Origin of the sequence: Mucilaginibacter gynuensis (assembly GCF_039541195.1) — a bacterium.
GTDB lineage: Bacteria > Bacteroidota > Bacteroidia > Sphingobacteriales > Sphingobacteriaceae > Mucilaginibacter > Mucilaginibacter gynuensis.
In genome coordinates this window covers 77,967-103,120 of the sequence record NZ_BAABFT010000014.1, presented here as the reverse complement: position 1 = coordinate 103,120, position 25,154 = coordinate 77,967, and the positions used below count along the sequence as shown (strand labels likewise).

Genomic DNA, 25,154 nt, shown 5'->3' with positions numbered 1-25,154 from the left:
ATTTGAAAGCGTATTATATATTATCGGCGTTTTTTTCCGCGGCCTCGCGGTCGCGCAGATTGCGCATAATTTTGGTGAAGCCATGATGCACACGTGTTTCATCATACAGCGGGAACACCAGCCCTGAGCCCCAGAAACGAGTGCCATCTTTACGCATGTGATAACGCTCGTCAATAGCCCTGCCTTCACTTAGTGCAGTGCCAAGTTCTTTTTCGGGTATGCCTGCGGCTACATCTTCCGGGGTAAAAAATGCTTTAGCACTTTCGCCTAATATTTCTTCCTCTTTAAAGCCCAACACTTTTTCAGCGCCGGTATTCCAGCTGTTAACATCGCCATTGGTATCGGTAGTTACCACGGCATAATCTTCCAGGCTATCCAGTACCTGCCTAAAGAAATCTTCGCTCATGCGGAAATAGCTGTCGTTATATACCGTGTTGCCGGTAATACTGTCATTGTCGCTGGCATAATCAAGCATAACAACGGTATTGCCGGGGCTGCTGATCATTTGCAGCGGCTCGCGGGTTATACGGTAATAGGTTTCGTAACCGTTTGGTAAGGCAAATACATCCGGCTGTTGCTTTACGGGCTTCAAAACAATGGGTAGTTTATTGTCGGCATCCTCGTTAAAAGCGATGTTGGCCAGCATATAGGTGTATCCTTTTTCAATCAGATCGCCCAGTAACTGCGGTGTAAGTATAATTTGCATTAGCTTATTATTATTCAGTGTTAACTTATATAACTCTCATAATCAGCATGTGTTTTAAAAAAGAAAACCCCATCATTACTGACGGGGTTACTTGGTGTAAATTAACTATTATAGAGGGTTGATCTTTTATTGATCAATCACTGCACTTATATATTGCAGTGCAAAAATGGCCTCATAATTTAGGTGGATATGGGTAGTAAAGGCCATACGTATTTGCATCGGCTAAAATGCGTTAATAATATTTAGTAGGGGAATGTTCAAATGTAATAAGCCTTACTGAATTTGAAATGCGGAGTTTTCCACAAAGTACATAAAGCATACCATATAAGTAGTTGTTTATACTTAAAACAACCTTATTTGGCATATTAACAGTGTTAATAAATAGCATTAATGTTACGCAATAAGGCTATATATTACTTTTTGCTGATGGGTTTTAACTTGTTTTAACGCTACATTTAGGTTTTAACAAATTTATACAATGAAAAAACTGACACTCATTGCCCTGTTAGCTGTATTTACAATAGCTGCCAAAGCGCAGGATACCGCCAAACTATACAACCCCGCCGCTGATGCCAAAGCCGAAATAGCCGCCGCGGTAAAAAAGGCTGCCAAAGAGCATAAGAATGTATTGCTGCAATTGGGTGGTAACTGGTGTAGCTGGTGCCTCAAGTTTAATAAACTGGTTACCAACGATGCCGACCTTACCAAATACCTTAACGATAACTATGTTACTGTACACGTAAACTACAGTAAAGAGAATAAGAACGAAGCCGTACTGGCCTCATTAGGCTATCCGCAGCGTTTTGGTTTCCCGGTATTTGTAGTGTTGGATGGTAAGGGCAACCGCCTGCATACCCAAAATTCAGGTTATCTGGAAGAAGGTGATGGCCACAGCAAAGCCAAAGTGATGGAGTTTTTCCAGAATTGGTCGACAAAAGCGCTTGATCCAAAAAGTTATGTGAGTGTTAAATAATTTTTTATTAATTGTAACGTTTTTGTTATATTGCATTTACAACTAATTTAAATTATTGAGCTATGGTAATGGTACGCATTTATTATGACTACTACTTTGGCAGCCTCGACAAGATGTTCGTAAAGGTTTGCTCAGCAAAAATCTTCTGACAAAACAAAAAAGCCGCATAAAAAATGCGGCTTTCGTTTTATAGCTATATTGGGTTATCGAATACTAATTATTCAATAACGCTAACTTTTAACATATTGGTTTTGCCTTGTTTTACAATTGGCACGGCAGCAGTGTTGATTACTACATCGCCCGGTTGTATAAGATCGGCAGTTTTAAGTATGCCATTTACATCGCTGATGGTTTGATCAGTACTTTCCAGTTTATCGTAGTAGAAAGCTCTTACACCCCAAATTAAACTTAAAGCGTTTAACAGTTGAGTGTTAGAGGTAAAGATATAAGTACTTGCCTTTGGCCTGTAGCTTGAAATTTCAAAAGCGGTATAACCAGAAATGGTCATTGATACAATACCTACCGCGTTACTATGCTCTGCAAGGTAAACAGCCGAACTGCAAACCGCGTCGCTTAAGTAATTAGGTGATGCAAGATCTAAAGTGCTCTCTTTTGATGAGTTGAACGGATAACCGAACTCTTCAACGTTACGCACAATTTTAGCCATTGTTTCAATAACAATAACCGGGAACTCACCAACTGAAGTTTCGCCGCTTAGCATTACCGCGTCAGCGCCATCAAGTACAGAGTTGGCTACGTCATTCACCTCGGCACGTGTTGGGCGAGGGGTAGTGATCATTGACTCCAGCATTTGTGTAGCCACAATTACCGGTTTTGAAGCCGCGCGACATTTACGGGCAATCATTTTTTGCAACAAAGGCACTTGCTCTAATGGCATTTCAACACCAAGATCGCCACGGGCCACCATTACGCCGTCGGTAGCGGCAATAATAGCATCGATATTGTCAATAGCTTCCGGTTTTTCAACCTTGGCAATTACGCGTGCAGCGCTGTTACGTGAGTTGATCACGCGTTTCAGTTCAATAATATCTGAAGCATCACGCACGAATGATAAACCGATCCACTCTACATCGTTATCTAAAGCGAAGTGCAGGTTAGAAAGATCTTCTTCGGTTAAGCTTGGGATAGATACTTTAGTGTTTGGCAGGTTAACACCTTTACGTGATGTTAAAATACCACCGTGTACAACCTCGCAAACTACAGTGTCTTTGCGGTTGGTTTCAATAACGCGCATTTGCAGTTTACCGTCATCCAGCAAAATGATCTCGTTAGGTTTTACATCCTGCGGAAAGGTTTCGTAAGTGATGTAGATCTGGTTGTCGTCACCAATGCACTCATTGGTGGTAATGTTGATGCGTGTACCATTCACCAGGTGAATACCACCATCTTTAACTAAGCCGATACGTATTTTTGGTCCCTGTAAATCAGCCAGTATACCAACATTGGTTTTGTACTGTGCATTGATTTCGCGAATGGTATCGATAGTTTTTTTGTGATCTTCGGGTTTTCCGTGAGAAAAATTAAGACGGCAAACGTTCACGCCGGCCTTTATCATCGATAATAAAACATCTTTCGGCGACGATGCGGGACCCATCGTGGCGACTATTTTTGTACGGTTATAACTCAGTTTCATATGGGGGTAACTTAAATTTTACAATGGTGTAACAATCACACTCAAAATTGCGCCGCTAAAATAGGAGATTTTCGCGGGATTTTAATTTTTTAGGATCAATCTTTACGGCGGCAACAATTTCGGGTATCTTATTTAGCGAAAAAACAAGCGTATCAAGCTCATCATCATCTATATAGTTTTTTATCATCAAAAAATAATCGATCTTTCGCATTTCGGGTATAAGGTAGCCATCTGATCCTTTATTGGCAATAAAAAAGAAATCTGTTTCGGTGGCTTCCCAATGATGCTCGTAAATAGAAAAGAAAACAGGCTGCGCGGCTTGGTTTATATCAACCTCAAGGTCGGTTTTTTTAACAAAATTAAAATTGAGGTGCTTATTTATAAGGTAGCAAATGCGGTAATCTTTTAACGAAGTTGTTACTGCGATCAAAACAAAATCAAGATCGATCTCAAACTTTAAAAATTTCCTGTTCAAAATCACTATTTTTACAGCGGTAAATTTACAAATAGAAACTGTAGGCATAAAATTTTGTTACTGATATTGTGCAAAAGTTTTACATTTGATATTTAACAGAATTTATTTTTCTTTGCAACTGAAAAATTATTAATCATTAAACTATAAGACTATGTCTGATATCGCTTCAAGAGTAAAAGCTATAATCGTAGAAAAATTGGGTGTTGACGAAAGTGAAGTAACACCTGAAGCAAGCTTCACCAATGACCTTGGTGCCGACTCTTTAGATACAGTAGAACTGATCATGGAGTTTGAAAAAGAATTTAACGTAGCTATACCTGACGATCAGGCAGAAACTATCGGTACAGTAGGTCAGGCAGTTGCTTACCTTGAAAAAAACGTTAAGTAAGACTCCCTAAAGCTATTAAATGGAGTTTAAAAGAGTAGTAGTAACCGGGCTTGGTGCGCTTACTCCTATTGGTAATACCGTTCCTGAATATTGGGACGCTTTATCAAGAGGGGTAAGCGGTGCTGCCTTGATCAAGAGTTTTGATACCACACATTTCAAAACCAAGTTTGCCTGCGAGGTAAAAGGTTTTGATGCTGATGGTTTTCTGGGGCGCAAAGATGCGCGTAAGCTTGATCCGTTTGTGCAGTATGCCTTGTTTTCAACCGAAGAAGCCGTAAAGGATGCCGAATTAGACTTTTCAAAGCTGGATACCAGCCGAATAGGTGTAATTTGGGGTTCGGGTATTGGCGGTTTAAAAACGTTTTTAGATGAAGTAATTAACTTTGCTAAAGGCGATGGTACACCGCGTTTTAATCCGTTCTTCATCCCTAAAATGATCGCGGACATTGCCCCCGGGCATATTTCAATTAAATATGGCCTGCGCGGACCAAACTTTACAACAGTTTCGGCTTGTGCTTCTTCAAACAATTCGTTGATTGATGCCTTCAATTACATCCGTTTGGGTAAAGCAAATATGTTTATCTCAGGTGGTTCTGAAGCTATTATTAACGAAGCCGGTATAGGTGGTTTCAATGCCATGCATGCCCTCTCAACCCGTAACGATGATCCTGCAACTGCCTCAAGGCCGTTCGATCTTGATCGTGAAGGTTTTGTGGCAGGCGAGGGTGCAGGTACCATCATATTGGAAGAACTTGGCCATGCAATTGCCCGTGGTGCAAAAATATATGCCGAAATGGTAGGCGGCGGCATGAGTGCCGATGCGTATCACATGACGGCACCACACCCTGAAGGTTTAGGCGCGGCCTTAGTAATGAAAGCGGCGCTTGAAGATGCAGGCCTTACACCTGCCGATATCGACTATGTAAATGTTCACGGAACATCTACACCGATAGGCGATCCGCAGGAAATTAAAGCCATACAAGATACTTTTGGTGACGATATCTATCGCATCAATATCAGCTCAACCAAATCAATGACCGGGCACTTGCTTGGTGCTGCGGGCGCGGTTGAAGCTATAGCTTCTATTATGGCTTTGCAAACAGGCATTATACCTCCAACCATCAATCACTTTACTGATGACCCGGTATTTGATCCTAAAATTAACTTCACCTTTAACACTGCACAAAAGCGCGAAGTTAATATAGTTCAAAGCAATGGGTTTGGTTTTGGCGGCCATAACGCGTCTGTTATATTTAAAAAGTACGAAGTTTAAAAGTATTGAATGCCTATTAGTCGGTTTTACAAGCTTTACCTATCTCCTAACAGAAAATATGTTAAAGTACTAAAGAATTTGCTCGGTTTTGTGCCGGGCAATTTGTCGTTATACCGCTTGGCATTTCGTCATAAATCTGTAGCACAAAACGTAAAGAAGGGTGTTAAGAACAGCAACGAGCGCCTGGAGTTTTTGGGCGATGCTGTTTTAGGCAGCGTTGTGGCCGAAGTGCTTTTTAAATTATACCCTTATAAAGACGAAGGTTTTTTAACCGAACTGCGATCAAAGATAGTGAGCCGTGTTAACCTTAACCAGTTAGCACGCAAACTTGGCTTTGAGCAGTTAATTGAATATGATAACCGGATCCTCAATTCCGGCAGGCAGGGCTCGCTTTTAGGCGATGCCTTTGAAGCGCTTATTGGTGCGGTGTATCTAGATAAGGGCTACGATTTTACCAAGAACTTCCTGATCAACCATATCATTAAATCGCATATTGATATTCATACGCTTGAGCAAACCGAAACCAATTTCAAAAGCAAGCTGATTGAATGGTGCCAGCGCCATGGTAAGGATATCAGCTTTGACCTAGTAGGTAACCAAGAGGGCGAAAGCACCAAGCTGTTCACCATACAAACCAGTGTTGACGGCGAAATAATGGGCCTGGGTAAAGAATTCAGCAAGAAGAACGCCGAGAAATTATCTGCAGAAAAAGCTTGCGAAGCGCTGGGTATTTAAAGCGAAAAGGTAAAAGCTTAAAGGAGAAAGGTGACATGTATTGAGAATCGAGAGATAAGATTCAAGAGACAAGTTAACGCCCGGGTCTTGATTCCTGACTCTCATATCTTGACTCTAAAATTCATCAGTCTCTGCTCAACCTTACCGTATCTGTTCCGGGATTGCTTAGTGGGGCAACTTTTATGCGGTTCTTGTTTTTTTGGTAGTAGTCGAAATTCTTTTTGACCTTTTGTATCAGTTCATAATCGTTCCAGCCCTTTACGTCTTCAAAAGAGGGACGATAAAAGTCCATGAATTTCCTGATCTCTTCGTCATCGGTTAAGCCGGTTGAGCTTTTTACAAGCGCTTTGGTGTAACGGTGATTTACCTCGGCTTCCTGCAATTCGTTTTTTGCATAGGAGGCAAAGTGGCGCGCTTGTCCCGGTGTTTTGCCGAAAAGTTCGTAAAAGCCGGTAATAGGTGATACTAAAAATAACAATGCGGGTGGCTTGCCATCAAAAAAAACGCCTTTGCCACGGTAGCTTCGCATCACTTCGGCCAGTTCCTGCTGCTTGGTTTGCGCTTTTACGCTCAATCCTTTCAGTTCAATTTCGGGCGAGAGATATATTGCGATGTCGTTTTTACCAGCTACTACCACCTCTTCGCTTCCATAGGATTTTTTGGTTACCAGCAGGGTGTCTCCGGTAGCGGCCGGAATAGAAAAGATCCCCAGTTCATCACTCATCATGATGGTTTGGGTGCGTTTATTGGTAACTAATGCCTGCGCCACACGAATGGATGCTCCCTTTTTATAAATAACACCCTGGATGCTTTGCGCACGCGTTAAGCCGGGCAGGCCAAGCATGCAAAGCAGCGTTAAAAGGGTGGTGGATATTTTAATTTTCATTCGGTATTAATCAACGTAAACATAAATATTGTATTTTAGATACAATGTGAAAAAGTGTTAAAACCACAAAAAGGTAAACATTAAGATACATAGTTTAGTAAAACAGTAAAAAAACTATCTTTGCACATGATAAAATCCATGACAGGGTATGGAATTGCCAGTTTTGATTCGGGCAGCACAAAGTACACCGTTGAAATAAAATCCCTGAACAGTAAATTTCTTGAACTGTCGTTAAGGTTACCCAAACTATTTTCTGATAAAGAGTTTCAGCTGCGCAACGATTGCAGCAAGCAGATAGATCGTGGTAAGGTAAATCTTTCTATCAATGTTGAGCAAAGCGGTTCGGCCGTTAGAGCTGCCGGTATTGATAACGATCTGTTAAAACACTATTACAATCAGCTTAAAAATGTAAGTGCCGAGTTGGGCGAACCATCTGGCAACTTGCTGCAACTGGCTTTGGGTTTACCCGAGGTAGTTAAATATAACGAGGAAACTGTATCTGAAGACGAATGGAAACAGGTTGAAAAAACTTTTCAGCAGGCATTGGCCGCTTTCCAAAAATTTCGTCAGGATGAGGGTGATGTATTGGAGAAGGATGTTAGATACCGTATTGAGGTAATACTGAACAACCTGAAAGCCGTTGAGGTAGAAGAACCGAAACGTGTGCCACTGATTCGCGAGCGCCTTAACCAGTTTTTAAACGACGCGGTAGCCCGCGAAGCTATCGACCAGAACCGTTTTGAGCAGGAATTGATCTATTATATTGACAAGCTTGATATTACCGAAGAAAAGATAAGGCTGAAAACGCATTGCGAATACTTTTTAGAAACCCTGAAAAATCAGGATGCTAACGGTAAAAAGTTAGGTTTTATAACCCAGGAGATAGGCAGAGAGATCAACACCCTTGGTTCAAAAGCCAATGATGCCGCTATACAAAAATTGGTAGTAGGCATGAAAGAAGAGCTTGAAAAAATTAAAGAACAATTACTAAACGTGTTGTAATGTTACAAGGATGTAAGGTTGAAATGTTAAAAAACAACTTTACAACTTTATAACTTTACAACCTTTCAATAACATGAGCGGTAAATTAATCATATTCTCAGCACCATCCGGAGCCGGTAAAACTACTATTGTGCACCATTTGCTGGGTAAAATTCCTGATCTGGAGTTCTCCATATCGGCCACCACCAGGCTGGCCCGTGGCGAGGAGGTTGACGGACAGGATTACTATTTTATAAGTAAAGAAGAGTTTTTGCACCGTATTGCCAAAAAGCAATTCGTTGAGTTTGAAGAAGTATATAGCGGTACATTTTATGGCACCCTGCGTACCGAAATTGAACGGATTTGGCAAAAAGGTAAAACGGTAATATTTGATATTGATGTAGAGGGCGGTATGCACCTGAAACGTAAATATGAAGACCAGGCGCTGGCCATTTTTGTACAGCCGCCATCTTTAGAGGTATTGAAGGAGCGTTTGAGTGGCCGCGGTACCGATAGCGCCGAAAAATTGCAGGAAAGATTCGCCAAAGCTGAAAAGGAGTTAAATTACGCCCCTCAGTTTGATATTATCCTCAAAAATTACGATCTTAACACGGCATGTGCCGAAGCAGAACAATTGGTGAGCGACTTTATAAAGTCGTAGTTTGCTTAATCAGTTCTCAGTTGCACCGGGACGATTGTCATTGCGAGGAACGAAGCAATCTTCGGTTTAATTTGCACGCTGTATATTTCGCGATTGCTTCGTGCCTCGCAATGACAGGTTTCTTACAACAAGCTTTATAGTATTTCAAGAGAAATAGGTTTCTCTTTTTTCCTTTGGCTAACTATTAATCCGTGAACAAGAATGAAGATAGGCTTATTATTCGGTTCATTTAACCCCATACACATTGGGCATTTAATTATAGCCAACTATCTGGCTAATCATACCGCGCTTGATAAAGTGTGGCTGGTGGTATCGCCCCAAAACCCGCTTAAAAAATACGGCGACCTTATTAATACTTACGACAGGCTGGAGATGGCGAAACTGGCAACCAGCAATTCTGATAATATTGAGGTGAGCGATGTAGAACTGAAATTACCGCAACCATCCTACACCATCGATACTTTAACCCATCTGCGCGAAAAATACCCACAGCACGAATTTGCCGTTATTATGGGTTCGGATAACCTGATTTCGCTGCCCAAGTGGAAAAACTATAAGCTGATACTGCGCGACTACCGCGTGTATGTGTATCCCCGCCCCGGTTATGAAAATGCCGAACTGGCATCGCATCCGTCAGTAACCATCACCATGACACCACTGATGGAACTTTCTGCCACCTTCATCCGTAAATCACTCGCCGATAAAAAGAACGTGCAGTACTTTGTACCCGATGCCGTTCTGAGCTTTATTGAGAGTAAGAATTTGTACAGGTAAATTAGGTATAGGGAGGGTGTTTGTATTCTTCACCGCTGTCATGCTGAGGAACGAAGCATCTGTCGGTTACTTTTAAAGCGAAGAAGATTCTTCACTACATTCAGAATGACAGCTTTTTAGCCCGTAATTGCTTAGTCGTTCCTCATCGCGATGGCATGATTTCAATTTTAGCAGTTCTTCGGAACCGAAAATGTAACATTCAAAGCCTGCCACTATCTAAATAGCAAATTATTACATATGGCAATAGATTCTACTTCAACTAATTTAGCAACTGCTGTTACTTTTGATGCCACTTATGAGGCTTTGAAAGAGAAGTTTAGTATTGAGCCAACCGGCCATATCGATTTTCAGCTGAACGATTTTGGTGTGTTTAAAGATTACAGTAGCGTTGCCGTTACGGCATCGTACCGCATTACTACCGATTGCGACAGCTGTTATATTATTTTTGCCGATACCACCCGAAAGGTAGCAGGTCCGCGGGGCCGTATTACCGAGCAACGTGAATATCAAACCTGGGCCATTGCCTACCTCAAGCGCGACCTCGGTCGCATACTTATTCGCCGTGAAACGCTGGCCGACAAGATAATTGAACTGATACACCCTATCGAACTCGATTTTAAGGAAGACAAGCCTTTTAGCGATACCTTTTATGTACTGGTAGATAACCTGCAAAAAGCGATCGCCGGTATCGATCGCAATTTCCGCAACGCGGTAATGGACATCCGGGAAGACGATTTCATTATCGAAATAAATAGTCACACCCTACTGGCAGGCAGCCACAAACCTATACCACCCCAAAAAGCCCTTCATTTAGCAGAGTTTATAGAACGTTTGATTTCTACTTATTAATGAGGTTCCAGTTGTCAGGATCGGGGTTTCGGTGTAACGAGAGTTGAGGGAACAGGTTCCGGTGAGTTGGAGAATGAAGTAGTTCCATAATGTGAATGTACCCACCCCACAAAGTAAAACAGGAACCTGAAACCTCGAACCAGGCCACTCAAAAAAACTAAGCCGCTTCAGATATATACTTCACCAAACTCCTCTTGGCTACGGGCAGCAGCGTTTGCTCAAGCGGGAAGGTAATATCGCTGTGAACGTAGTATACCGCCGGGTTGGGAGCGTATTTATTGCGCTTTATTAATTGCTGCTTAAAGGCTTCCGGGGTGTTAACGATGCTTTGCTCGTAAGTATCTATCAGGCTGATATTGATGCCGCGGTATTTATCGTCCTTGCCTTCAAAAATGGTAAGGTTATACTCGTATACCATATTGGTACGGTCGGTGCCGTTACGGAGCGAGAAATAGCCGTGGTAAGGCAAAAGAGGGACTAAACCCACCGGGTCAATATTGAGGCGGCTTTCCACAAAATCGTAAATCTCTTTACCGGTTTGTATAGCCGGGTCCATTTTGCCAAGAGAGTAGCTGATGATGCGTTCTATCTCCAGCATGGAGCTGTCGTCTTCCACTATTTTTTTATAGGTAAGCTTTACCGCGTTAATATTGGCCTTAGTAAGCCGCTGAGGAAAAGCCTGTTGCAGCACAGTTTTATTTTGCTTAAAAGCGAGGAGGTTATTGTAATGAAATATCAGATCGGCCAGGTTAGGGTACAACCTGCTCTTATCAAAATGCCGGTTAATCTCTTGCAGGTAGTCAAGCAAAATGTACTTTTTATACTCAAAATCAATAGCCCCTTCAATAAACCAGTTCACGCCCAGCATTTTCATAATTTCAATCTCCTTTCATACAGCTTAAATTAAATAAAAAAAGGCAATTTTGCAATATGGCCACAGGTACCCTCTTTTTAATACCCGTTCCGCTTGCTGATGACGCGGCGGCAAAATCGTTCACCCCGTTTTTGGTTGATACCATTAACAGCATTAAGGAGTACATTGTGGAGAACGAAAAAACCGCGCGCCGCTTTCTTAAACTCGCCGGGCTGAAGATGCCGCAAAGCGAACTCATTATTCATGATTACGGTAAGCATAATCGCGATAACGTTGGCAACGATTTTTTTAAAGGTCTGATGGCCGGTAACGATGTAGGCCTGATGAGCGAAGCAGGCTGCCCCGGCGTGGCCGATCCCGGTGCGGATGTAGTGGCCGAAGCACACCGTAAAGGTATAAAAGTGGTTCCGCTGGTGGGGCCAAGTTCTATTTTACTGGCGCTGATGGCATCGGGTTTTAACGGGCAAAGCTTTACCTTTCATGGTTATTTGCCTATTGATAAGGTACAGCGTAGCAAAAGCATCAAAGACCTCGAAGCCCTGGCCGACCGCAACAAACAAACGCAGATATTTATTGAAACGCCTTTTCGCAATAATCAACTGCTGGAAGAAGTGCTTAAAACTGGTAACCCTAAAACCAGGCTTTGCATAGCCTGCAATATTACGGCTGCCGACGAAATGATAAAAACACAATCGCTGGCCGACTGGAAAAAACAACCGCCCGACCTGCATAAACGTCCAACTATTTTTTTACTTTTCCGTTAGTTTAACATGGTTATATCGGAGCAGCATGTACAGGTTTTAATTGTAGGCGCAGGCCCTTCGGGGCTTATGATGGCCGCGCAATTACTCAGGCATGGTGTGCAGCCCGCTATAATAGATACCCGGCAAGGCCCTACCGATTATTCAAAAGCGCTGGCCGTACAAGCCCGAACGCTCGAAATATACCGCCAAATGGGTATTGCCGAACGTATTGTTAAAGAAGGTAAACATGCTTCGGGCGTTACCTTTAACAGCAATGGCAAGCCGCAGGCGTCTTTATCATTTAATGATATCGGTACCGGTAAAACGGCTTTTCCTTATGTGCATTTTTACCAGCAAAGCAAGAACGAGCGCTTGCTGTTAGATTATCTTACACTCAATTGCTGCCCGGTTTACTGGGAAACATCGTTAATAAGTTTACAGCAGGATACCGATAAGATCACAACACAATTAAAAAATACCGACAGCGAATATACCATTACCTGCGACCGCCTCATCGGTGCAGATGGTGCGCATAGTACCGTGCGTAAGCAGTTGAATATTCCATTCAGGGGCGACACTTATCAGCATAAATTTTACCTGGCAGATGTGAAGCTGGCTAATGAGCTTGGAGATAACATACAGCTTTATCCGGCTAAAGATGGTTTCGCGGCTTTCTTCCCGATGCCTGAAGAAAACTGTTTCAGGATAGTAGGCAGCCTGCCTTACAATCTTACAGAAAGCGAAGAGAACCTGCAACTGGATGATGTATTGCCGCATTTAAGCAAAATTGCGGGCTACCCGGTAAAGGTGGTACATTGTAATTGGTTCACGTTATATAAGCTACACCATCGCATGGCCGAACACTTCAGGCAGCAGCGGTGTTTTTTGGTGGGCGATGCCGCGCATATCCATTCGCCGGTTGGCGGCCAGGGCATGAACACCGGTTTGCAGGATGCCTATAACCTGGGCTGGAAACTGGCAGGTGTAGTTAGCGGGCAAATCAGTCCTGCTATTTTAGATAGCTACGAAACCGAGCGCATGCCCGTAGCTAAAGACCTGTTAAATTCTACCGACCGTGCTTTTAGTATCATCATGTCGAAAAACTGGCTGGCGGGTTTGTTTAAAAGCTGGGTGTTGCCTAAGCTGTTAAACTTTATGTGGAGCAGCCAAAAGTTGAAAGCCGCCTTTTTTGAGCAGGTATCGCAAACAGGTATCAGTTACAGGCAAAGCCGGCTCAATCTGCATTTAAGTAATTCGTCGCCCGTAAAGGCTGGTGACAGATTGCCTTACGTTAAAATATTCGACGAGAAAAAGCAGGAAGAAACCGACCTGCACGAATGGTGCAGTAAACCCGGCTTCACCCTGATCGTGTTAGGTAAACTACAGGAACTCGACCTGTTTACGCTTGCCAAATGGATCACTCAAAATTATAACGGCAACCTTAACTTCTTCTACCTGCCGCCATCGCTTAAAAACCAGGAAGTATTCGATCATTTTAAGATAGGGGAGAAACAAAAAAAGGCCTTCATTATAAGGCCCGATATGTACATCGGTTACATTAACGATGTGGTGGATATTGATATGATGGATAATTACCTGCTCAACGTAGTGAGTTTTGTAAAGCGGGTTGCCACATAAGCAACAGAGGGTTCAATGTGTATGCAGATGTCCTTGCATCATGTCTGCATTGTCATTGAAATAGTCCCCCTGTTTTATGCCATGCGGATAATGCTTTACCCGGCACAGCCGTCAAAAATCACTTACTGTGTTTGTGCTTTATTTTCTACCCAGTTCTCTATTGCCTTTAACAACTGTATATGTACAGCGAGTGATTTTTGAGCGGCTGCGCGATGTTATCTACCACAATAACTATCAATACCCGGTTAAATAATTATGATATAAAAGTGCGGATTAGCAAGCGGCAATTACCCAATGTATCGGTAAACCGGCTATATGTATCGACTAATGACGTGCTTATCTTTTAGCCCATTCCTTAATAAAATCGGCATAGCTATCGCTTACCGGTAACTCAATGCCGGCCAGCTGCACCTTACGGCTCTGTATCGATTTTATTTTGTTAACAGCCACCACATAGCTGCGGTGTATCCGCCTGAATTTATCGGCAGGCAGCTTCTCCAGCATTTTTTTAAGCGGCATCAGGGTAAGTACAGGTTTTACACCCGGCAGGTGGATCTTTACGTAATCCTCCATGCTTTCAATGTACTCAATGTCATTAACGTTCACCTTTACCATGCGGTACTCGCTGTACACATAAATGCTGTCGTCGGGCTGATCTTTAGGCTCTGCGTTTTTATACTTGTAGTATTCGGTAGCCTTGTCAACGGCTTTGGCAAAACGGGTAAAGTCTATGGGCTTTAATAGATAATCTATCGCCTCTAACTCAAAACCCTCAAAGGCGAAGTTCTTATAAGCCGTAGTGAAAATTACCATAGGTTTCTTTTCCAGCGAACGCACCAGTTCTATCCCGGTAATATCGGGCATATTGATGTCGATAAATAACAGATCGACCTGCGCGTGTTTTAAAAATTCGGCACCAGATATGGCATCCTCAAAAGTTTTAAGTAACTGTAACGATGGTATGCGCGATACATACTCGCTGATCAGCATCAGCGCCAGCGGCTCATCATCTATGGCAACACATTTTAACTGCATATCAGGCTTTTAAGGTAAGCTGAACGGTGTATATATCATCGGCATCAATAATATCTAATAAATACCTGTTGGCATACAAATGTTCCAAACGTTTGCGGGTATTTTTTATGCCGATGCCGGTGCTCTGGTTCTCCTTACTTATCGGGAATTTTTGGTTGCGGCAAATAAACGAGATTCCCGCCTCGCTGCTATCAATGCTAATATCGATAACTGATTTTACATTTTTGCTTACCCCGTACTTAAATACGTTCTCTACAAAGGTCATCATTATTAGGGGTGCTATCTGCCTGCCATAAATATCGCCCTTTACCTCAAAATTTACCTGTGTGTTTTTGCTGATGCGGAGTTTTTGCAGTTCAATATAATCGCTTATGCAATCAATTTCGCTTTGCAGGGGTACCATATCGGCAGTTACATCGTCGGTTACATACCGCATAATGTTCGATAGCTTCATGATGCTATCTGCCGTTACCTGGCTGCCTATTACGGCCAGCGAATATATATTATTGAGGGTATTAAATAAGAAGTGCGGATTGATCTGCGCTTTCAGAAAGGATAGCTCGGCGCTGGCCTTATCTGCTTCGGCACGGGCGGCACGCTGCTCGGTAAGCTGCCACTGCTGCATGGTTTTGGTAGCCGTACTCAGTGCCATTATCATGGCGAAAATAAAGATACTGGTGCTGTCAAAATGCCTGCGCCTCATCATCCGGCGACCATCATCCTGCCTGAAATTGCCATTGCCATTAGGCGGGCCTTGCGGTGGCGGCATGCTGCCGTCGCGGGGAGGTGGCGGTAGTTGCTGACCATTAAGCGGCATACCAAAAGGAGGCGGTTGCATCCTGCCCTGCTGATATCGCATACCGTAGCGGTTTTCATTGTTCCGCAGTAATTTATCAAAGGGCTGCAAAAAAAATACGCCGCATAGCAATACGGCTGTAACCACGGCGTAATCCATGTATTTCTTTTTCAGGAAAATACGCGGAATAAGTACGTATACGTTAAGGTAAAACAGCGCGATGTACGTAAAGCAAAACAGCCAGTAATACGGCGATGTAAGCAACTGGTACTGGTTGGTGGTTTGGCCGTTATTGTTTAAAAACAATAAGGGGAAAGCCATAAATAGCAGCCAGCCTGCTATGTGTATGATAACTATATATGATTTGAAGCGCAACATACACAAAACAAGTTATTTAAGCTATATAAACCCACAATGTATCGGCAATTGCCCCAATTGTGTAGACGAACTACCCGTGGATGGTTTCGCCCTTGCCGTAATTTTGTATCAGTTGAGCCTCAAAATCCAGGAATTCTTTCCAGCGTGCATCCACATCGATATCGCCCGCGTACTTTTTAGCCAGGCGAATAAACATGGCATAGTGGGTAGCCTCGCTTACCATCAGTTCGTGGTAAAATTCGGCAAGTTTGGCATCGTTAATATTTTCAGACAATACTTTAAAACGCTCGCAACTGCGGGCTTCAATCATGGCGGCAAACAGCAGGCGTTCTATCAACTGATCTATACGGCCACCGCCGGGTTTCATACCCTTTGCCAATTCACGTACATAATCATCTTTACGCTCTTTACCCAGTACGTAACCACGCTCCAATATAATATCGTGCACGCGTTTAAAGTGCTCCAGTTCTTCCTGTGCCAGGGCAAGCATTTCCTGCACCAGATCGGACAGGTTAGGGTTCTGTATAATGATGGTTATGGCATTGGTAGCCGCCTTTTGCTCACAATAGGCATGGTCGGTAAGTATTTCTTCGATATTGCTTTCCACCACGTTTTTAACCCATCTTGGGTCGGTAGGCAACTGTAGTTTTAAAATGGTTCTTTCGCTCACAACAACAAAAATAAGGTTTAATGTTGGCGCTTAAAAGAGGGGATGAATATTCGTTTTTCAGTTGTGTGAGTTAACTCACCCGGTCTACGCTTCGCTGGACCACCCTCTCTGCGCGAGCGCAAAGAGGGAAGGAAAAAACAAAAACAAAAACCCCTCTTTCCGCTTACGGAGAGAGGGGTGACGAGCGTAGCGATGTCGGGGTGAGTTGATGAATCAACCCTTAATCCGACTGCCATGCTCAAACAATAATTTATTTCAATTTTGAAAGCGCTTCTTTTATTCTCGGGATGGTTTGCCTGATATCGGCGTCGGTAATAGTACCCACCGAAGCACGGAACCAGGCCACATCTTCGCCGGTGCCGAATGCCGAGAACGGCACAAAGGCGATACCTGCGTTTTTGATAAGGTAAAAGTTAATATCCGTAGCGGTTTCCAGCACTTTGCCATCGGGTGTGGTTTTGCCGAAGTAATCAACCTTAACGGTCAGGTAAATAGCACCCATCGGTTCGATAGAGTCAACGCTGAAACCTTCAGCCTTTAGTTGCTGAAAGCCCTGGTACAGGCTGTTCAAGCTGGCTTGTACGTTGCCTTTCAGCTCGGTTAAGTAAGTGTCAACACTGCTTTCGTCCTGTAAAAACTTGGCCATGGCAAACTGTTCGGCTTTTGGTGCCCAGGCACCCATGTGGCCAACAATCGCTTTCATGTTATCAATTACATGCGCCGGACCAAAGCCCCAGCCCACACGTACACCTGTAGCCGCGAAACATTTTGAACCGCCATCAACAAAAATGGTATAATCTTTCAGTTCGGGGCGCAAAGTAACCGGGTCGAAGTGTTTGTGTTCGCCAAAGGTTAGTTGTGAATAGATTTGATCATATAACAGGTACAGCGGTTTTTCGCCTGCCGCGCGGTTCTTGTTTTCTTCAATTACGAGGTCACAAATTTCTTCCAGGTCTTTTTTACCAAACATGGTACCTGTAGGGTTAAGGGGCGAGCATAATGCCAGCAAAGCGGCTCCTTTTATATGCGGACGGATTTCATCGGCCGTAGGCATAAAGTTATTTTCGGGACGGGTTTCAATCATTACCGATTCGGCCGAAAGCAGGTCGCAGTAATGGTTGTTGTTCCACGATGGGGTAGGGAAAACCACCTTTTCGCCGGGATTAACCACGGCCATGTAAATAGAATAAATGAGCGGGCGTGATCCGCCGGAGATCAATATTTCGTTAGAAGCCGCATAATCAAGGTTATAGCCGTCCTTCAAAAATTTAGATACACTTTCGCGCAGGCTCAATAAACCATCCGCAGGCGGATAGTTAGTTTGATTATCGTTATAGGCCTCAATAATACCTTGCTTTAAAGCAGTTGGTATAGGATAAATGTTCGAGTCAAAATCGCCAATGGTAAGGTTGGCTATGTTTTCGCCGCGGCGTTTCAGTTCGTTGATCTCGCCGGCAATCTTTATAATTTCAGAGCCCCTTAAGTTTTGGGCCAATACCGATACACTCATTGTAGTTATTTTTTGTGTGGCAAATATACAGGTTTTGTAACGATGAGATTTGTATTATACACATAGTTAAATGAGTGTTTTGTATTATTTTTTTTCTTATGTTTATGGCAATAAAAACAAGTAGACCTGATAATTATCACATCACATGAAAAGAATATTTATAAAAGCATCCTTTGCAATATTAGTTGCCGGCGCAATATCGTCGTGCGGTAAAAACGAGTTGGTGCATCCGAATGGGCAAGAAAATGTTGGCCCGGGTAAACCATCTACTGATACCACTATTGTGGTAGTTCCCCCTTCAGATAAATCATATATAGACCTTTCTAATTTTACCAATATGCCTAAACCCGGGGTTAGCTACGCCGCCGCCGGTGCAGATGGTAAAGTGATTTTTGCCGGAGGTAGCTATAAAATTGCTTCAATATCATCCGAAGCATTTATATATGACATTAATACAAAGGAGTGGACAACTTCAAGCATACATAGTGGCTATGGCGTTTCTTCGGCTGCGGGGTCGGGTGATAAAATATTGTTTGCCGGAGGCTCCGCTTCAAGTTTGGTAGATATATACGATACCAAAAAAGGCACGTGGACAACCACCAACTTAAGCGACAGCCGCTATAAAATGGCTGCCACTTCATTAAGAAATTTTGTGGTTTTTGCAGGTGGAGGAAAAGCAGGAAATACCAACTCAACAGCGGTTGATATATACAATGTACTGAACAACACCTGGACTACCGGTAATTTAAGTGCAGGCAGACGCTCACTTGTGGCCGCCGGTGCAGGTAACAAAGTACTTATAGCCGGTGGTTATAATGATGCTGTTGATGTATCAGACATTGTTGATATATATGATGTTTTAACAAATACATGGTCGGTAAAGCGCCTTAGTATGCCCAGAGATCACATGGCGGCGGTTGGCGCGGGTAACCAGGTTTTTTTTGCAGGCGGTATGTTTGAAGGTAAAAGTGTAGACAGGGTTGATATATATGATGTATCAACAGGTTTGTGGTCCAAATCGACATTAAGTACAGCCCGTAGCGATATTGCCGCCGCTGCCGTAGGTAATTATATTGTTTTTGCAGGAGGGAATAATGCCGGCGTGCCATCTAATGTGGTTGACATGTACAATGTTGTTACCAAAAAATGGTCGACAACGCAGTTAATAGAGAGCCGTACATCAGTAGCCGCAGCAACCGTAGGTGATAATATCTTATTTGGAGGTGGGGAGCTTACCTCCAGTTACTCAAAAGTAGTTGAGATCTTTACCCTGCGTAAGCCATAATAAACTTCGATCTAATAAAAAAGTCCCTTGCTCAATAAGCAAGGGACTTTTTTATTAGATGAAATATTTTTATACTGCTACAGGTTTTCGCAGCTTGATGAGCCTTGTCCAATGCATCAGCTTCATAACCGGGTAAACGGGGTCGATCTCCCACCACTTAGCGCCGAAGTTAGCTTGATTAGGGTGACGGTGGTGATTGTTCTGGAACAATTCGCCAAGCATCAAAAAGTCGAAAGGAGTAGTATTCTTTGATTTATCGCCGTTGTTAAAGTTAGCGTAACCATATTTATGACCGCACCAGTTTACAATAGCGCCATGCAATGGGCCCATTATAAAATGGATAGGCAACAACAGGAACATCCACCAGCTGGTAGCAAAAGCTATATAAAACCAGGTGTACAAGCCCATAAACATAAATCGCGAAAAAAGAGACGAACCGAAGTTATCTATCAGTGGCCATTCGGGAGTATTACCTTTAAAGCGTTCTTCAGGCTCTTTTAGCTTGCGTACATGCTGCCTGTAGCTCATAGCAGTATACCACATCATCTGGAAAACATCCCTGAAGAAGTGTGGTGAATGCGGATCTTTCTCGGTATCACTGTAAGCATGGTGCTCACGGTGCATAATGGCATAAGCCCTCGGGTTTAAATATGATGAACCCTGGAAAAAGAAAGTTAAGAAATGGAATACGCGTTCATTGAATTTATGTGTGCTGAACATTTTGTGCGACGCATAGCGGTGCAGGTAAAATGTTTGGAAGAACAGGGATAGAAACCAATGTGCGACGAAGAAAATTAATATATACACAACTGAGATTTATAATATAGAAAATTTTATTTAGAATGCTTACAAAGATACAACTTTATCCGGTTATTAGCTTTTTACCGTATAAATCTTTCTATATAATACAAAAGCCGCCCCGTATGTTTGGGCGGCTTTCGCATTTTGCGGGTTAATTATACAGCGCTGTCGCGTAGGGCTTTGATCCTGTCGTGACCTTCGTCGATCTTTTGTTTTTGATCAATGATCAACTGCGTAATTTGCGATGAAAGTCCGCCATTGTCTTCAGTAAGGGCATTTTGGTACGCTTTTTTAATAGCGTCCTCGCCGCGTTCGCATTCGGCTAAAATAGCCTTACGGTCGTGACCGGAAAAGGTTGCCTTAACATCCAGCCATGCACGGTGTATAGTGCCGGTTACAGTATTGCCGGTATCAGGCTGTTCGCCTAACTGGGCAACAACCGCGGTAAGCTCCTGTACGTTGCGGCGGCTATCCTGCGCAAACAGGGTAAACAGGTTTTTCAGATCGTTATCATCGGCAGTAAGATCCTTGCTCGCGCGGTCAAAACCGTCAATACGGTCGTTATTAATAGCGATAAGATCGTTTAGTACTTCAGCAGATTTTTCAATGGTTTCCATAATAGTAGATTTAAAAATTATTTTAAAAGTTAAATAAATAACCTTTGAAAATAATTATTGTTTCGATAAATCTTCAATTATTTAGGTATTGTGAGTTGTAAGTTGTGTGTTGTAGGTTGTAAGTTTTAGTATGAAGCTAAATAGCATACAACACACAACTTACAACTACAATGTAACCCCCGTTCCGTTAGGGAAAAACGTGTTTACGCTTACGGGTAGTTTGCCTGTGGGTTTCATTTGGCCGGTGATCACTTTTACGGCGGCGCGTTGCAGTTCTTCGCTGTTTTGGTAACCTACCAAAAGGCTGCCGCTTTTTTCAATACCAGGTAAACCGGCAATGCTGTAAGCATTGGCGAATACGCTGGTTACGGTATTTTTTTGAGCCGCCAGTTGCGCTATCAAAAAGCGGACATCTGAACTGTAATCCAGCTTGCTTTGCGGGCGCAGGCGGGTATCGTGAATGCTGATGTATACCTGGTCGAAAGTTTTTAGCGAGATAAGCATATTGTTGAGCTGCGATAAAGGCGTGCTTTTGTTTACCAGGAATAACATACTGTTAGGGTACCATTTCGATAGTTCCATTTGGAAGATGGTTGGCTTATCAATACCTATGCTTACTATCGCTGTTTTGCGCATCGGGTCGAGGCGTAGGGCAGGGGTGTTGCCTTTTAATAAGGTGATGGCGGCATCGCTCAGTTGCTGTATCAATTGTTTGGCTTCGGGGCGATTGATGGACGCGATGATGCCTGCCGGGTTAACCGGTTTATAATCATTTAAACCTGCCCAGTATTTGGCGGTAAGTACCTTTTTTACCTTGGCCTCAAACTCGCGGGCGTTAATCTTCTTTTTGCGGCAAACCTTACTGATCAGTTTAATGGCACGTTCGGAGTTTACCGAAAGTTCCAGGATATCGTTTCCGGCTAAAAATGCCTGTACATCGGCTTCCCCGTTAGGGAAATATTTTACAACGCCTTTCATCTCCATAGCATCAGATACTACCAAACCCTCAAACTTCAGCGAGTCTTTCAGCAGGCCTGTAATAATAGGCCGCGACAGGGTAGAAGGACGGTTTTTGGCAGTATCAAGCGCCGGGATATTCATGTGGGCTATCATAATACCGCTGATACCTGCCTTAATGGCTTCGCGAAAAGGGTATTCTTCCAGCGAATCGAGCCGCTGGCGGGTAAAGGGTAACAAGGGCAAATCGAAATGCGAATCAACATTGGTATCGCCATGCCCCGGAAAGTGCTTGGCTGTGGTAAGCAAGCCGCCATCTTGCATACCTTTAAAATAGGCTATGCCTTTTTTTGCCACGTTGAAACGGTTATCGCCAAACGAGCGGTAATTGATCACCGGGTTATTGGGGTTATTATTGATATCCATCACCGGGGCAAAGTTCATTTGCAGGCCTATACGCTTAAAATCGGCGGCTATCATCTGACCCATTTTATATATCAGGGTGTTATCCTGTATGGCGCCTAAAGTCATTTGATATGGGTATGAAATGGCCGAATCAAGACGCATGCCCAAACCCCATTCTCCATCCATCGATACCAGTAAAGGCACTTCTGATGCTTTTTGATAACGGTTGGTTAAATTAGCCTGCCTTACCGGGCCACCCTGAAAAAAAACTAAACCGCCAACATGCTGTTCACGAATCACCATTTCAACCGAATCTTCATAAGCACGACCTTTATTAGTATGCGCGCGAATAAAAAATAGCTGGGCTATTCTTTCGGCTTTGGTCATGCCGTTATATACCGAATCAACCCAATGGTTTTGCCTGTCGAGCGATTGTACAAATTCCTCCTTTTGCGCAAAGGCATTTATGGCCAGAGTATTAAATAGTATGATTGATATTATATATAGTAAGCGTCTTTTATATCCTGTCATAGCCCAAATGTAGGGTTAATTTGATTTTTGCAACAATTGTTTTACAAGCTTCCAATTAATTACGAATAAACCTTTCTGTTCAGTTTGTATCTATCAGTTATAATTAAAAACTATAGGATATGAAAAAACTTCTCTTTTTCGCGATACTACTACTTGTAGCAGGCGAGGTAAGCGCGCAGCGCCGTTACGCCCGCCGTCCGCCGCCGCCGCGGCACCAGCAACGTAACAATTATTATGATGATAACCGGGTTACGGTAAGCATTATCGGCGGAGCCAACATTACCAATTTGGTGAGCAGCTACTCGCGCGATTTTAACTACAACAGCATTGCCGGTGTACACGCGGGGCTATCAGTCGATATCCCTATCGACGATCAATTGTTCATTACGCCCGAGATCATGTTCTCACAAAAAGGCTACAGCGCTGTTACGCCCGATGGCGAGTTCAGGCAGCGGAACAACTTTATTGATGTACCCGTGTTCCTGAAGTTTAAGCTGTCGAGGTCTTTCAGTTTAATGGCCGGTCCGCAGGTATCGTTTTTAACCTCAAGCCGTAATAGCTTCAACAATGGCTTTGTAACTATTGTAGATGGTTATAACTATCGCGATAATTATAACTACACCGGTAACGATGTATTGCTGGGCGGTGTCTTGGGTATTAACATTGGTTTGAGCCGTAACGTTGAACTGCGTGCCCGTTACTCGCTCGATCAGTTTATTAACGACGACGATCCGTACGCTTACATTCCCCGCTACCGTAACCAGGTTTTTCAGGTTGGTTTGGGTATAAAACTGCGTTAACCATTAAGTGTTTATCGAAAGTCCTTACGGAGATTTAGTAACTTTGTAAGGACTTTTTAGTGCTTTTAAATGATCTCCATAATCATATCATCGGTTGATAATGTTCAGCTAAACCAGGTAACCAAAAATATAGAAGATACAATTGGTGTGCCGTATGAAATAATAGCTACCGATAACAGCCTTGGCGAAAAGGGTATTTGCGAGGTATATAATACCGCGGCTTTAAAAGCCAAATACGATATTCTATGTTTTATTCATGAGGATATTATCATCAGGTCGGTAGGATGGGGAAACAAGCTGGTACAGTCTTTTGCTAAAAACCCGGAAGTGGGTTTGATAGGGGTGATCGGCGGGTCATATAAGCCATTGTCGCCATCAATATGGTCGGGTTCGGGCATAGCAAATGAGTACTCAAACCTTATCCAGGTACATAAATATTCAAACAAACCTTCGGTACATTTTAACCGGAACCCGCGCAACGAAGAGCTTAGCTATGTAGCCTGCGTAGATGGTGTATGGCTGTCAACAACTAAAGAAGTTTTTGCAAAGTATAAGTTTGACGAACACCTTTTAAAAGGGTTTCATTTATACGATATTGATTACTCGTTAACAGTAGGGCAGCATTACAAAGTAGCTGTAACTTATGATATTTTAGTTGAACATTTGTCAGAAGGGAATTACAGCAGGGGTTGGATGCTTGATCATATTAAACTACACAAAAAATGGGGCAGCTATTTACCGGTAGATACGGAAGGCTTTTCAAAAAAAGACCGGGCGCATAGCGAAAAGTCAAGTTTTATGGAGTTTGTTGAGCAACTTATTGAACTTGGTTTTCCAATAAGCACTGCTTATAAAATGTTATGGGCCAACCCGCGCCTGCTACGCTTACATTTTAAACTGTTTTGGAAACTGCACCGGTACATTTACAGGCTTTATAAGCAGCGAAACGCATTATAATTTATAACCGTACTGTTCAATTATCGGTTTCCAAAAATCGATGTACAAATCCCAGGCATGGCAGCCAAAAGGCAGTACATTATTATTGATATCCATGGCCCGTTCGGGTTGAAACTCAATTGAAAATTTTAACGCGCGCTTATATCCCGGAATTTTTAACCGCTTTTTTTTACGGTTAACCTCCAGGCTCCAAAAGGCATCTTCATTATACTGATGTTCTGTATGGCTATTGTAAAGTGCTATCTGTGGTTGAAGTTTTTGGCACAGATCGTAAAATTTATGGGTGTTGCGTAACGAAAAGCCCCCGTTGCCAACCTGGTAATAAAATTGCTCATCAATAGGAACGCCGTTTACTTGCGTATTTACCCGCTTATGGTAATAAATTAAAAGTTGGCATTTAAGCTTTTTAACAAAGTCCGGATAAATATAGCTCCGTATCCATGGGGCACCTATGTAGTCCCAGTTTTGACTGCACCATTCCTGCAATTCATCTTTAAATACAAATACATCCAACTGGTGTATCAGTATGTATTTATAATCGAGAAAAGCACCGTAAAAAACCTCAGACATCATGAGGCGGTTATAGCCCTGTATGTTGACAAAAAAATCGTCATCAAAACTAACTACGCCCGTAAATGTGTACTGGCCGGTTTCGGCAGGCATGGTGAGCGACCGCGGTTTTATAGCGATAATGTTATGGCGCGATAAGGTTTTAAAACAACGGTCGAGCGCTATGTTTTCATAGGCAGTAAGCGTTGTTTTATAAAAGGGTATAATTATAACCGCTTCCTTACCTGCCATA

The 25,154-nt window shown here is 42.9% G+C and carries 26 protein-coding genes; 13 read left to right on the top strand and 13 right to left on the bottom strand.

What is annotated here, in order from left to right:
* Positions 1 to 13: 13 nt before the first annotated feature.
* Positions 14 to 706 (bottom strand): PAS domain-containing protein, encoded by a 693-nt coding sequence (locus ABD894_RS21490; protein ID WP_345213138.1) that lies wholly within the window; start codon positions 704 to 706, stop codon positions 14 to 16.
* Between the two features lie 478 nt (positions 707 to 1,184).
* Here ABD894_RS21490 and ABD894_RS21485 point away from each other — a divergent pair, with 478 nt between their 5' ends.
* Positions 1,185 to 1,679: a thioredoxin family protein gene (locus ABD894_RS21485; protein ID WP_345213137.1), complete on the top strand. Its 495-nt coding sequence runs from the start codon at positions 1,185 to 1,187 to the stop codon at positions 1,677 to 1,679.
* A 217-nt stretch (positions 1,680 to 1,896) separates the two neighbouring features.
* On the opposite strand, the gene pyk is transcribed toward ABD894_RS21485, so the two are convergent.
* Positions 1,897 to 3,333: a pyruvate kinase gene (gene pyk, locus ABD894_RS21480; protein WP_345213136.1), complete on the bottom strand. Its 1,437-nt coding sequence runs from the start codon at positions 3,331 to 3,333 to the stop codon at positions 1,897 to 1,899.
* A 55-nt stretch (positions 3,334 to 3,388) separates the two neighbouring features.
* Complete coding sequence (locus tag ABD894_RS21475; protein ID WP_345213135.1) at positions 3,389 to 3,856, bottom strand: IPExxxVDY family protein; 468 nt, start codon at positions 3,854 to 3,856, stop codon at positions 3,389 to 3,391.
* Between the two features lie 103 nt (positions 3,857 to 3,959).
* Here ABD894_RS21475 and ABD894_RS21470 point away from each other — a divergent pair, with 103 nt between their 5' ends.
* Genes ABD894_RS21470 through rnc form a run of 3 tightly spaced genes read left to right on the top strand, consistent with a single transcriptional unit; the run spans position 3,960 to position 6,204 of the window.
* The gene (locus ABD894_RS21470) at positions 3,960 to 4,196 is read left to right on the top strand and encodes an acyl carrier protein (RefSeq protein ID WP_031266521.1); all 237 of its coding nucleotides are present in this window, start codon (positions 3,960 to 3,962) and stop codon (positions 4,194 to 4,196) included.
* Positions 4,197 to 4,215: 19 nt separating this feature from the next.
* Entirely contained in the window at positions 4,216 to 5,469 is a 1,254-nt protein-coding gene (fabF, locus tag ABD894_RS21465) for a beta-ketoacyl-ACP synthase II (RefSeq protein WP_345213134.1), read from the top strand.
* 9 nt (positions 5,470 to 5,478) lie between these two features.
* Positions 5,479 to 6,204, top strand: coding sequence for a ribonuclease III (gene rnc / locus ABD894_RS21460; protein ID WP_345213133.1), 726 nt, complete (start codon positions 5,479 to 5,481; stop codon positions 6,202 to 6,204).
* Between the two features lie 124 nt (positions 6,205 to 6,328).
* Here rnc and ABD894_RS21455 read toward each other — a convergent pair whose 3' ends face one another.
* Complete coding sequence (locus ABD894_RS21455; RefSeq protein WP_345213132.1) at positions 6,329 to 7,090, bottom strand: hypothetical protein; 762 nt, start codon at positions 7,088 to 7,090, stop codon at positions 6,329 to 6,331.
* A 126-nt stretch (positions 7,091 to 7,216) separates the two neighbouring features.
* Between ABD894_RS21455 and ABD894_RS21450 the strand changes: the two genes are divergently transcribed.
* From ABD894_RS21450 to ABD894_RS21435, 4 genes are all read left to right on the top strand, one after another.
* Complete coding sequence (locus ABD894_RS21450; protein WP_345213131.1) at positions 7,217 to 8,092, top strand: YicC/YloC family endoribonuclease; 876 nt, start codon at positions 7,217 to 7,219, stop codon at positions 8,090 to 8,092.
* A 73-nt stretch (positions 8,093 to 8,165) separates the two neighbouring features.
* A complete protein-coding gene (gene gmk, locus ABD894_RS21445; RefSeq protein ID WP_345213130.1) occupies positions 8,166 to 8,732 on the top strand; it encodes a guanylate kinase in 567 nt (188 codons plus the stop codon).
* A 201-nt stretch (positions 8,733 to 8,933) separates the two neighbouring features.
* Positions 8,934 to 9,506 (top strand): nicotinate (nicotinamide) nucleotide adenylyltransferase, encoded by a 573-nt coding sequence (gene nadD / locus ABD894_RS21440; RefSeq protein WP_345213129.1) that lies wholly within the window; start codon positions 8,934 to 8,936, stop codon positions 9,504 to 9,506.
* 237 nt (positions 9,507 to 9,743) lie between these two features.
* Positions 9,744 to 10,355 (top strand): hypothetical protein, encoded by a 612-nt coding sequence (locus tag ABD894_RS21435; RefSeq protein WP_345213128.1) that lies wholly within the window; start codon positions 9,744 to 9,746, stop codon positions 10,353 to 10,355.
* Positions 10,356 to 10,512: 157 nt separating this feature from the next.
* Here the strand turns inward: ABD894_RS21435 and ABD894_RS21430 are convergent, their stop codons facing one another.
* A complete protein-coding gene (locus ABD894_RS21430; protein WP_345213127.1) occupies positions 10,513 to 11,229 on the bottom strand; it encodes a hypothetical protein in 717 nt (238 codons plus the stop codon).
* A gap of 56 nt (positions 11,230 to 11,285) precedes the next feature.
* Here ABD894_RS21430 and ABD894_RS21425 point away from each other — a divergent pair, with 56 nt between their 5' ends.
* Together ABD894_RS21425 and ABD894_RS21420 are read left to right on the top strand one after the other, a co-directional pair.
* Positions 11,286 to 11,993, top strand: a complete 708-nt coding sequence (locus ABD894_RS21425; protein WP_345213126.1) for an SAM-dependent methyltransferase — start codon at positions 11,286 to 11,288, stop codon at positions 11,991 to 11,993.
* A gap of 6 nt (positions 11,994 to 11,999) precedes the next feature.
* Positions 12,000 to 13,610 carry an FAD-dependent monooxygenase gene (locus ABD894_RS21420; RefSeq protein WP_345213125.1) on the top strand — a complete coding sequence of 537 codons (1,611 nt, stop codon included), beginning with the start codon at positions 12,000 to 12,002 and terminating at the stop codon, positions 13,608 to 13,610.
* Positions 13,611 to 13,946: 336 nt separating this feature from the next.
* On the opposite strand, the gene ABD894_RS21415 is transcribed toward ABD894_RS21420, so the two are convergent.
* The 4 genes from ABD894_RS21415 to ABD894_RS21400 form a co-directional block, all read right to left on the bottom strand.
* Positions 13,947 to 14,645, bottom strand: coding sequence for a LytR/AlgR family response regulator transcription factor (locus ABD894_RS21415; RefSeq protein WP_345213124.1), 699 nt, complete (start codon positions 14,643 to 14,645; stop codon positions 13,947 to 13,949).
* Between the two features lies 1 nt (position 14,646).
* Positions 14,647 to 15,762: a sensor histidine kinase gene (locus ABD894_RS21410; RefSeq protein ID WP_345213123.1), complete on the bottom strand. Its 1,116-nt coding sequence runs from the start codon at positions 15,760 to 15,762 to the stop codon at positions 14,647 to 14,649.
* 127 nt (positions 15,763 to 15,889) lie between these two features.
* Positions 15,890 to 16,489, bottom strand: a complete 600-nt coding sequence (locus tag ABD894_RS21405) for a MiaE family protein (RefSeq protein WP_345213122.1) — start codon at positions 16,487 to 16,489, stop codon at positions 15,890 to 15,892.
* Between the two features lie 250 nt (positions 16,490 to 16,739).
* Positions 16,740 to 17,999, bottom strand: coding sequence for a pyridoxal phosphate-dependent aminotransferase (locus ABD894_RS21400; protein ID WP_345213121.1), 1,260 nt, complete (start codon positions 17,997 to 17,999; stop codon positions 16,740 to 16,742).
* A gap of 145 nt (positions 18,000 to 18,144) precedes the next feature.
* Here ABD894_RS21400 and ABD894_RS21395 point away from each other — a divergent pair, with 145 nt between their 5' ends.
* Complete coding sequence (locus ABD894_RS21395; protein ID WP_345213120.1) at positions 18,145 to 19,284, top strand: Kelch repeat-containing protein; 1,140 nt, start codon at positions 18,145 to 18,147, stop codon at positions 19,282 to 19,284.
* A gap of 69 nt (positions 19,285 to 19,353) precedes the next feature.
* On the opposite strand, the gene ABD894_RS21390 is transcribed toward ABD894_RS21395, so the two are convergent.
* The 3 genes from ABD894_RS21390 to ABD894_RS21380 all read right to left on the bottom strand — a co-directional run bounded on the left by ABD894_RS21390 (position 19,354) and on the right by ABD894_RS21380 (position 22,595).
* The gene (locus ABD894_RS21390; RefSeq protein WP_345213119.1) at positions 19,354 to 20,091 is read right to left on the bottom strand and encodes an acyl-CoA desaturase; all 738 of its coding nucleotides are present in this window, start codon (positions 20,089 to 20,091) and stop codon (positions 19,354 to 19,356) included.
* A gap of 149 nt (positions 20,092 to 20,240) precedes the next feature.
* Positions 20,241 to 20,702 carry a ferritin-like domain-containing protein gene (locus ABD894_RS21385; protein WP_345213118.1) on the bottom strand — a complete coding sequence of 154 codons (462 nt, stop codon included), beginning with the start codon at positions 20,700 to 20,702 and terminating at the stop codon, positions 20,241 to 20,243.
* A gap of 165 nt (positions 20,703 to 20,867) precedes the next feature.
* Positions 20,868 to 22,595, bottom strand: coding sequence for a glycoside hydrolase family 3 protein (locus ABD894_RS21380; protein WP_345213117.1), 1,728 nt, complete (start codon positions 22,593 to 22,595; stop codon positions 20,868 to 20,870).
* Between the two features lie 119 nt (positions 22,596 to 22,714).
* On the opposite strand from ABD894_RS21380, the gene ABD894_RS21375 reads away from it, so the two are divergent.
* Together ABD894_RS21375 and ABD894_RS21370 are read left to right on the top strand one after the other, a co-directional pair.
* The gene (locus ABD894_RS21375; protein ID WP_345213116.1) at positions 22,715 to 23,395 is read left to right on the top strand and encodes a porin family protein; all 681 of its coding nucleotides are present in this window, start codon (positions 22,715 to 22,717) and stop codon (positions 23,393 to 23,395) included.
* Between the two features lie 69 nt (positions 23,396 to 23,464).
* On the top strand, positions 23,465 to 24,352 hold the full coding sequence (locus tag ABD894_RS21370; RefSeq protein ID WP_345213115.1) for a glycosyltransferase: 888 nt from the start codon (positions 23,465 to 23,467) through the stop codon (positions 24,350 to 24,352).
* Here ABD894_RS21370 and ABD894_RS21365 read toward each other — a convergent pair.
* Positions 24,347 to 25,153: a DUF5672 family protein gene (locus tag ABD894_RS21365; RefSeq protein ID WP_345213114.1), complete on the bottom strand. Its 807-nt coding sequence runs from the start codon at positions 25,151 to 25,153 to the stop codon at positions 24,347 to 24,349. The two genes, ABD894_RS21370 and ABD894_RS21365, sit on opposite strands and share 6 nt — an antisense overlap.
* Position 25,154: the final 1 nt, after the last annotated feature.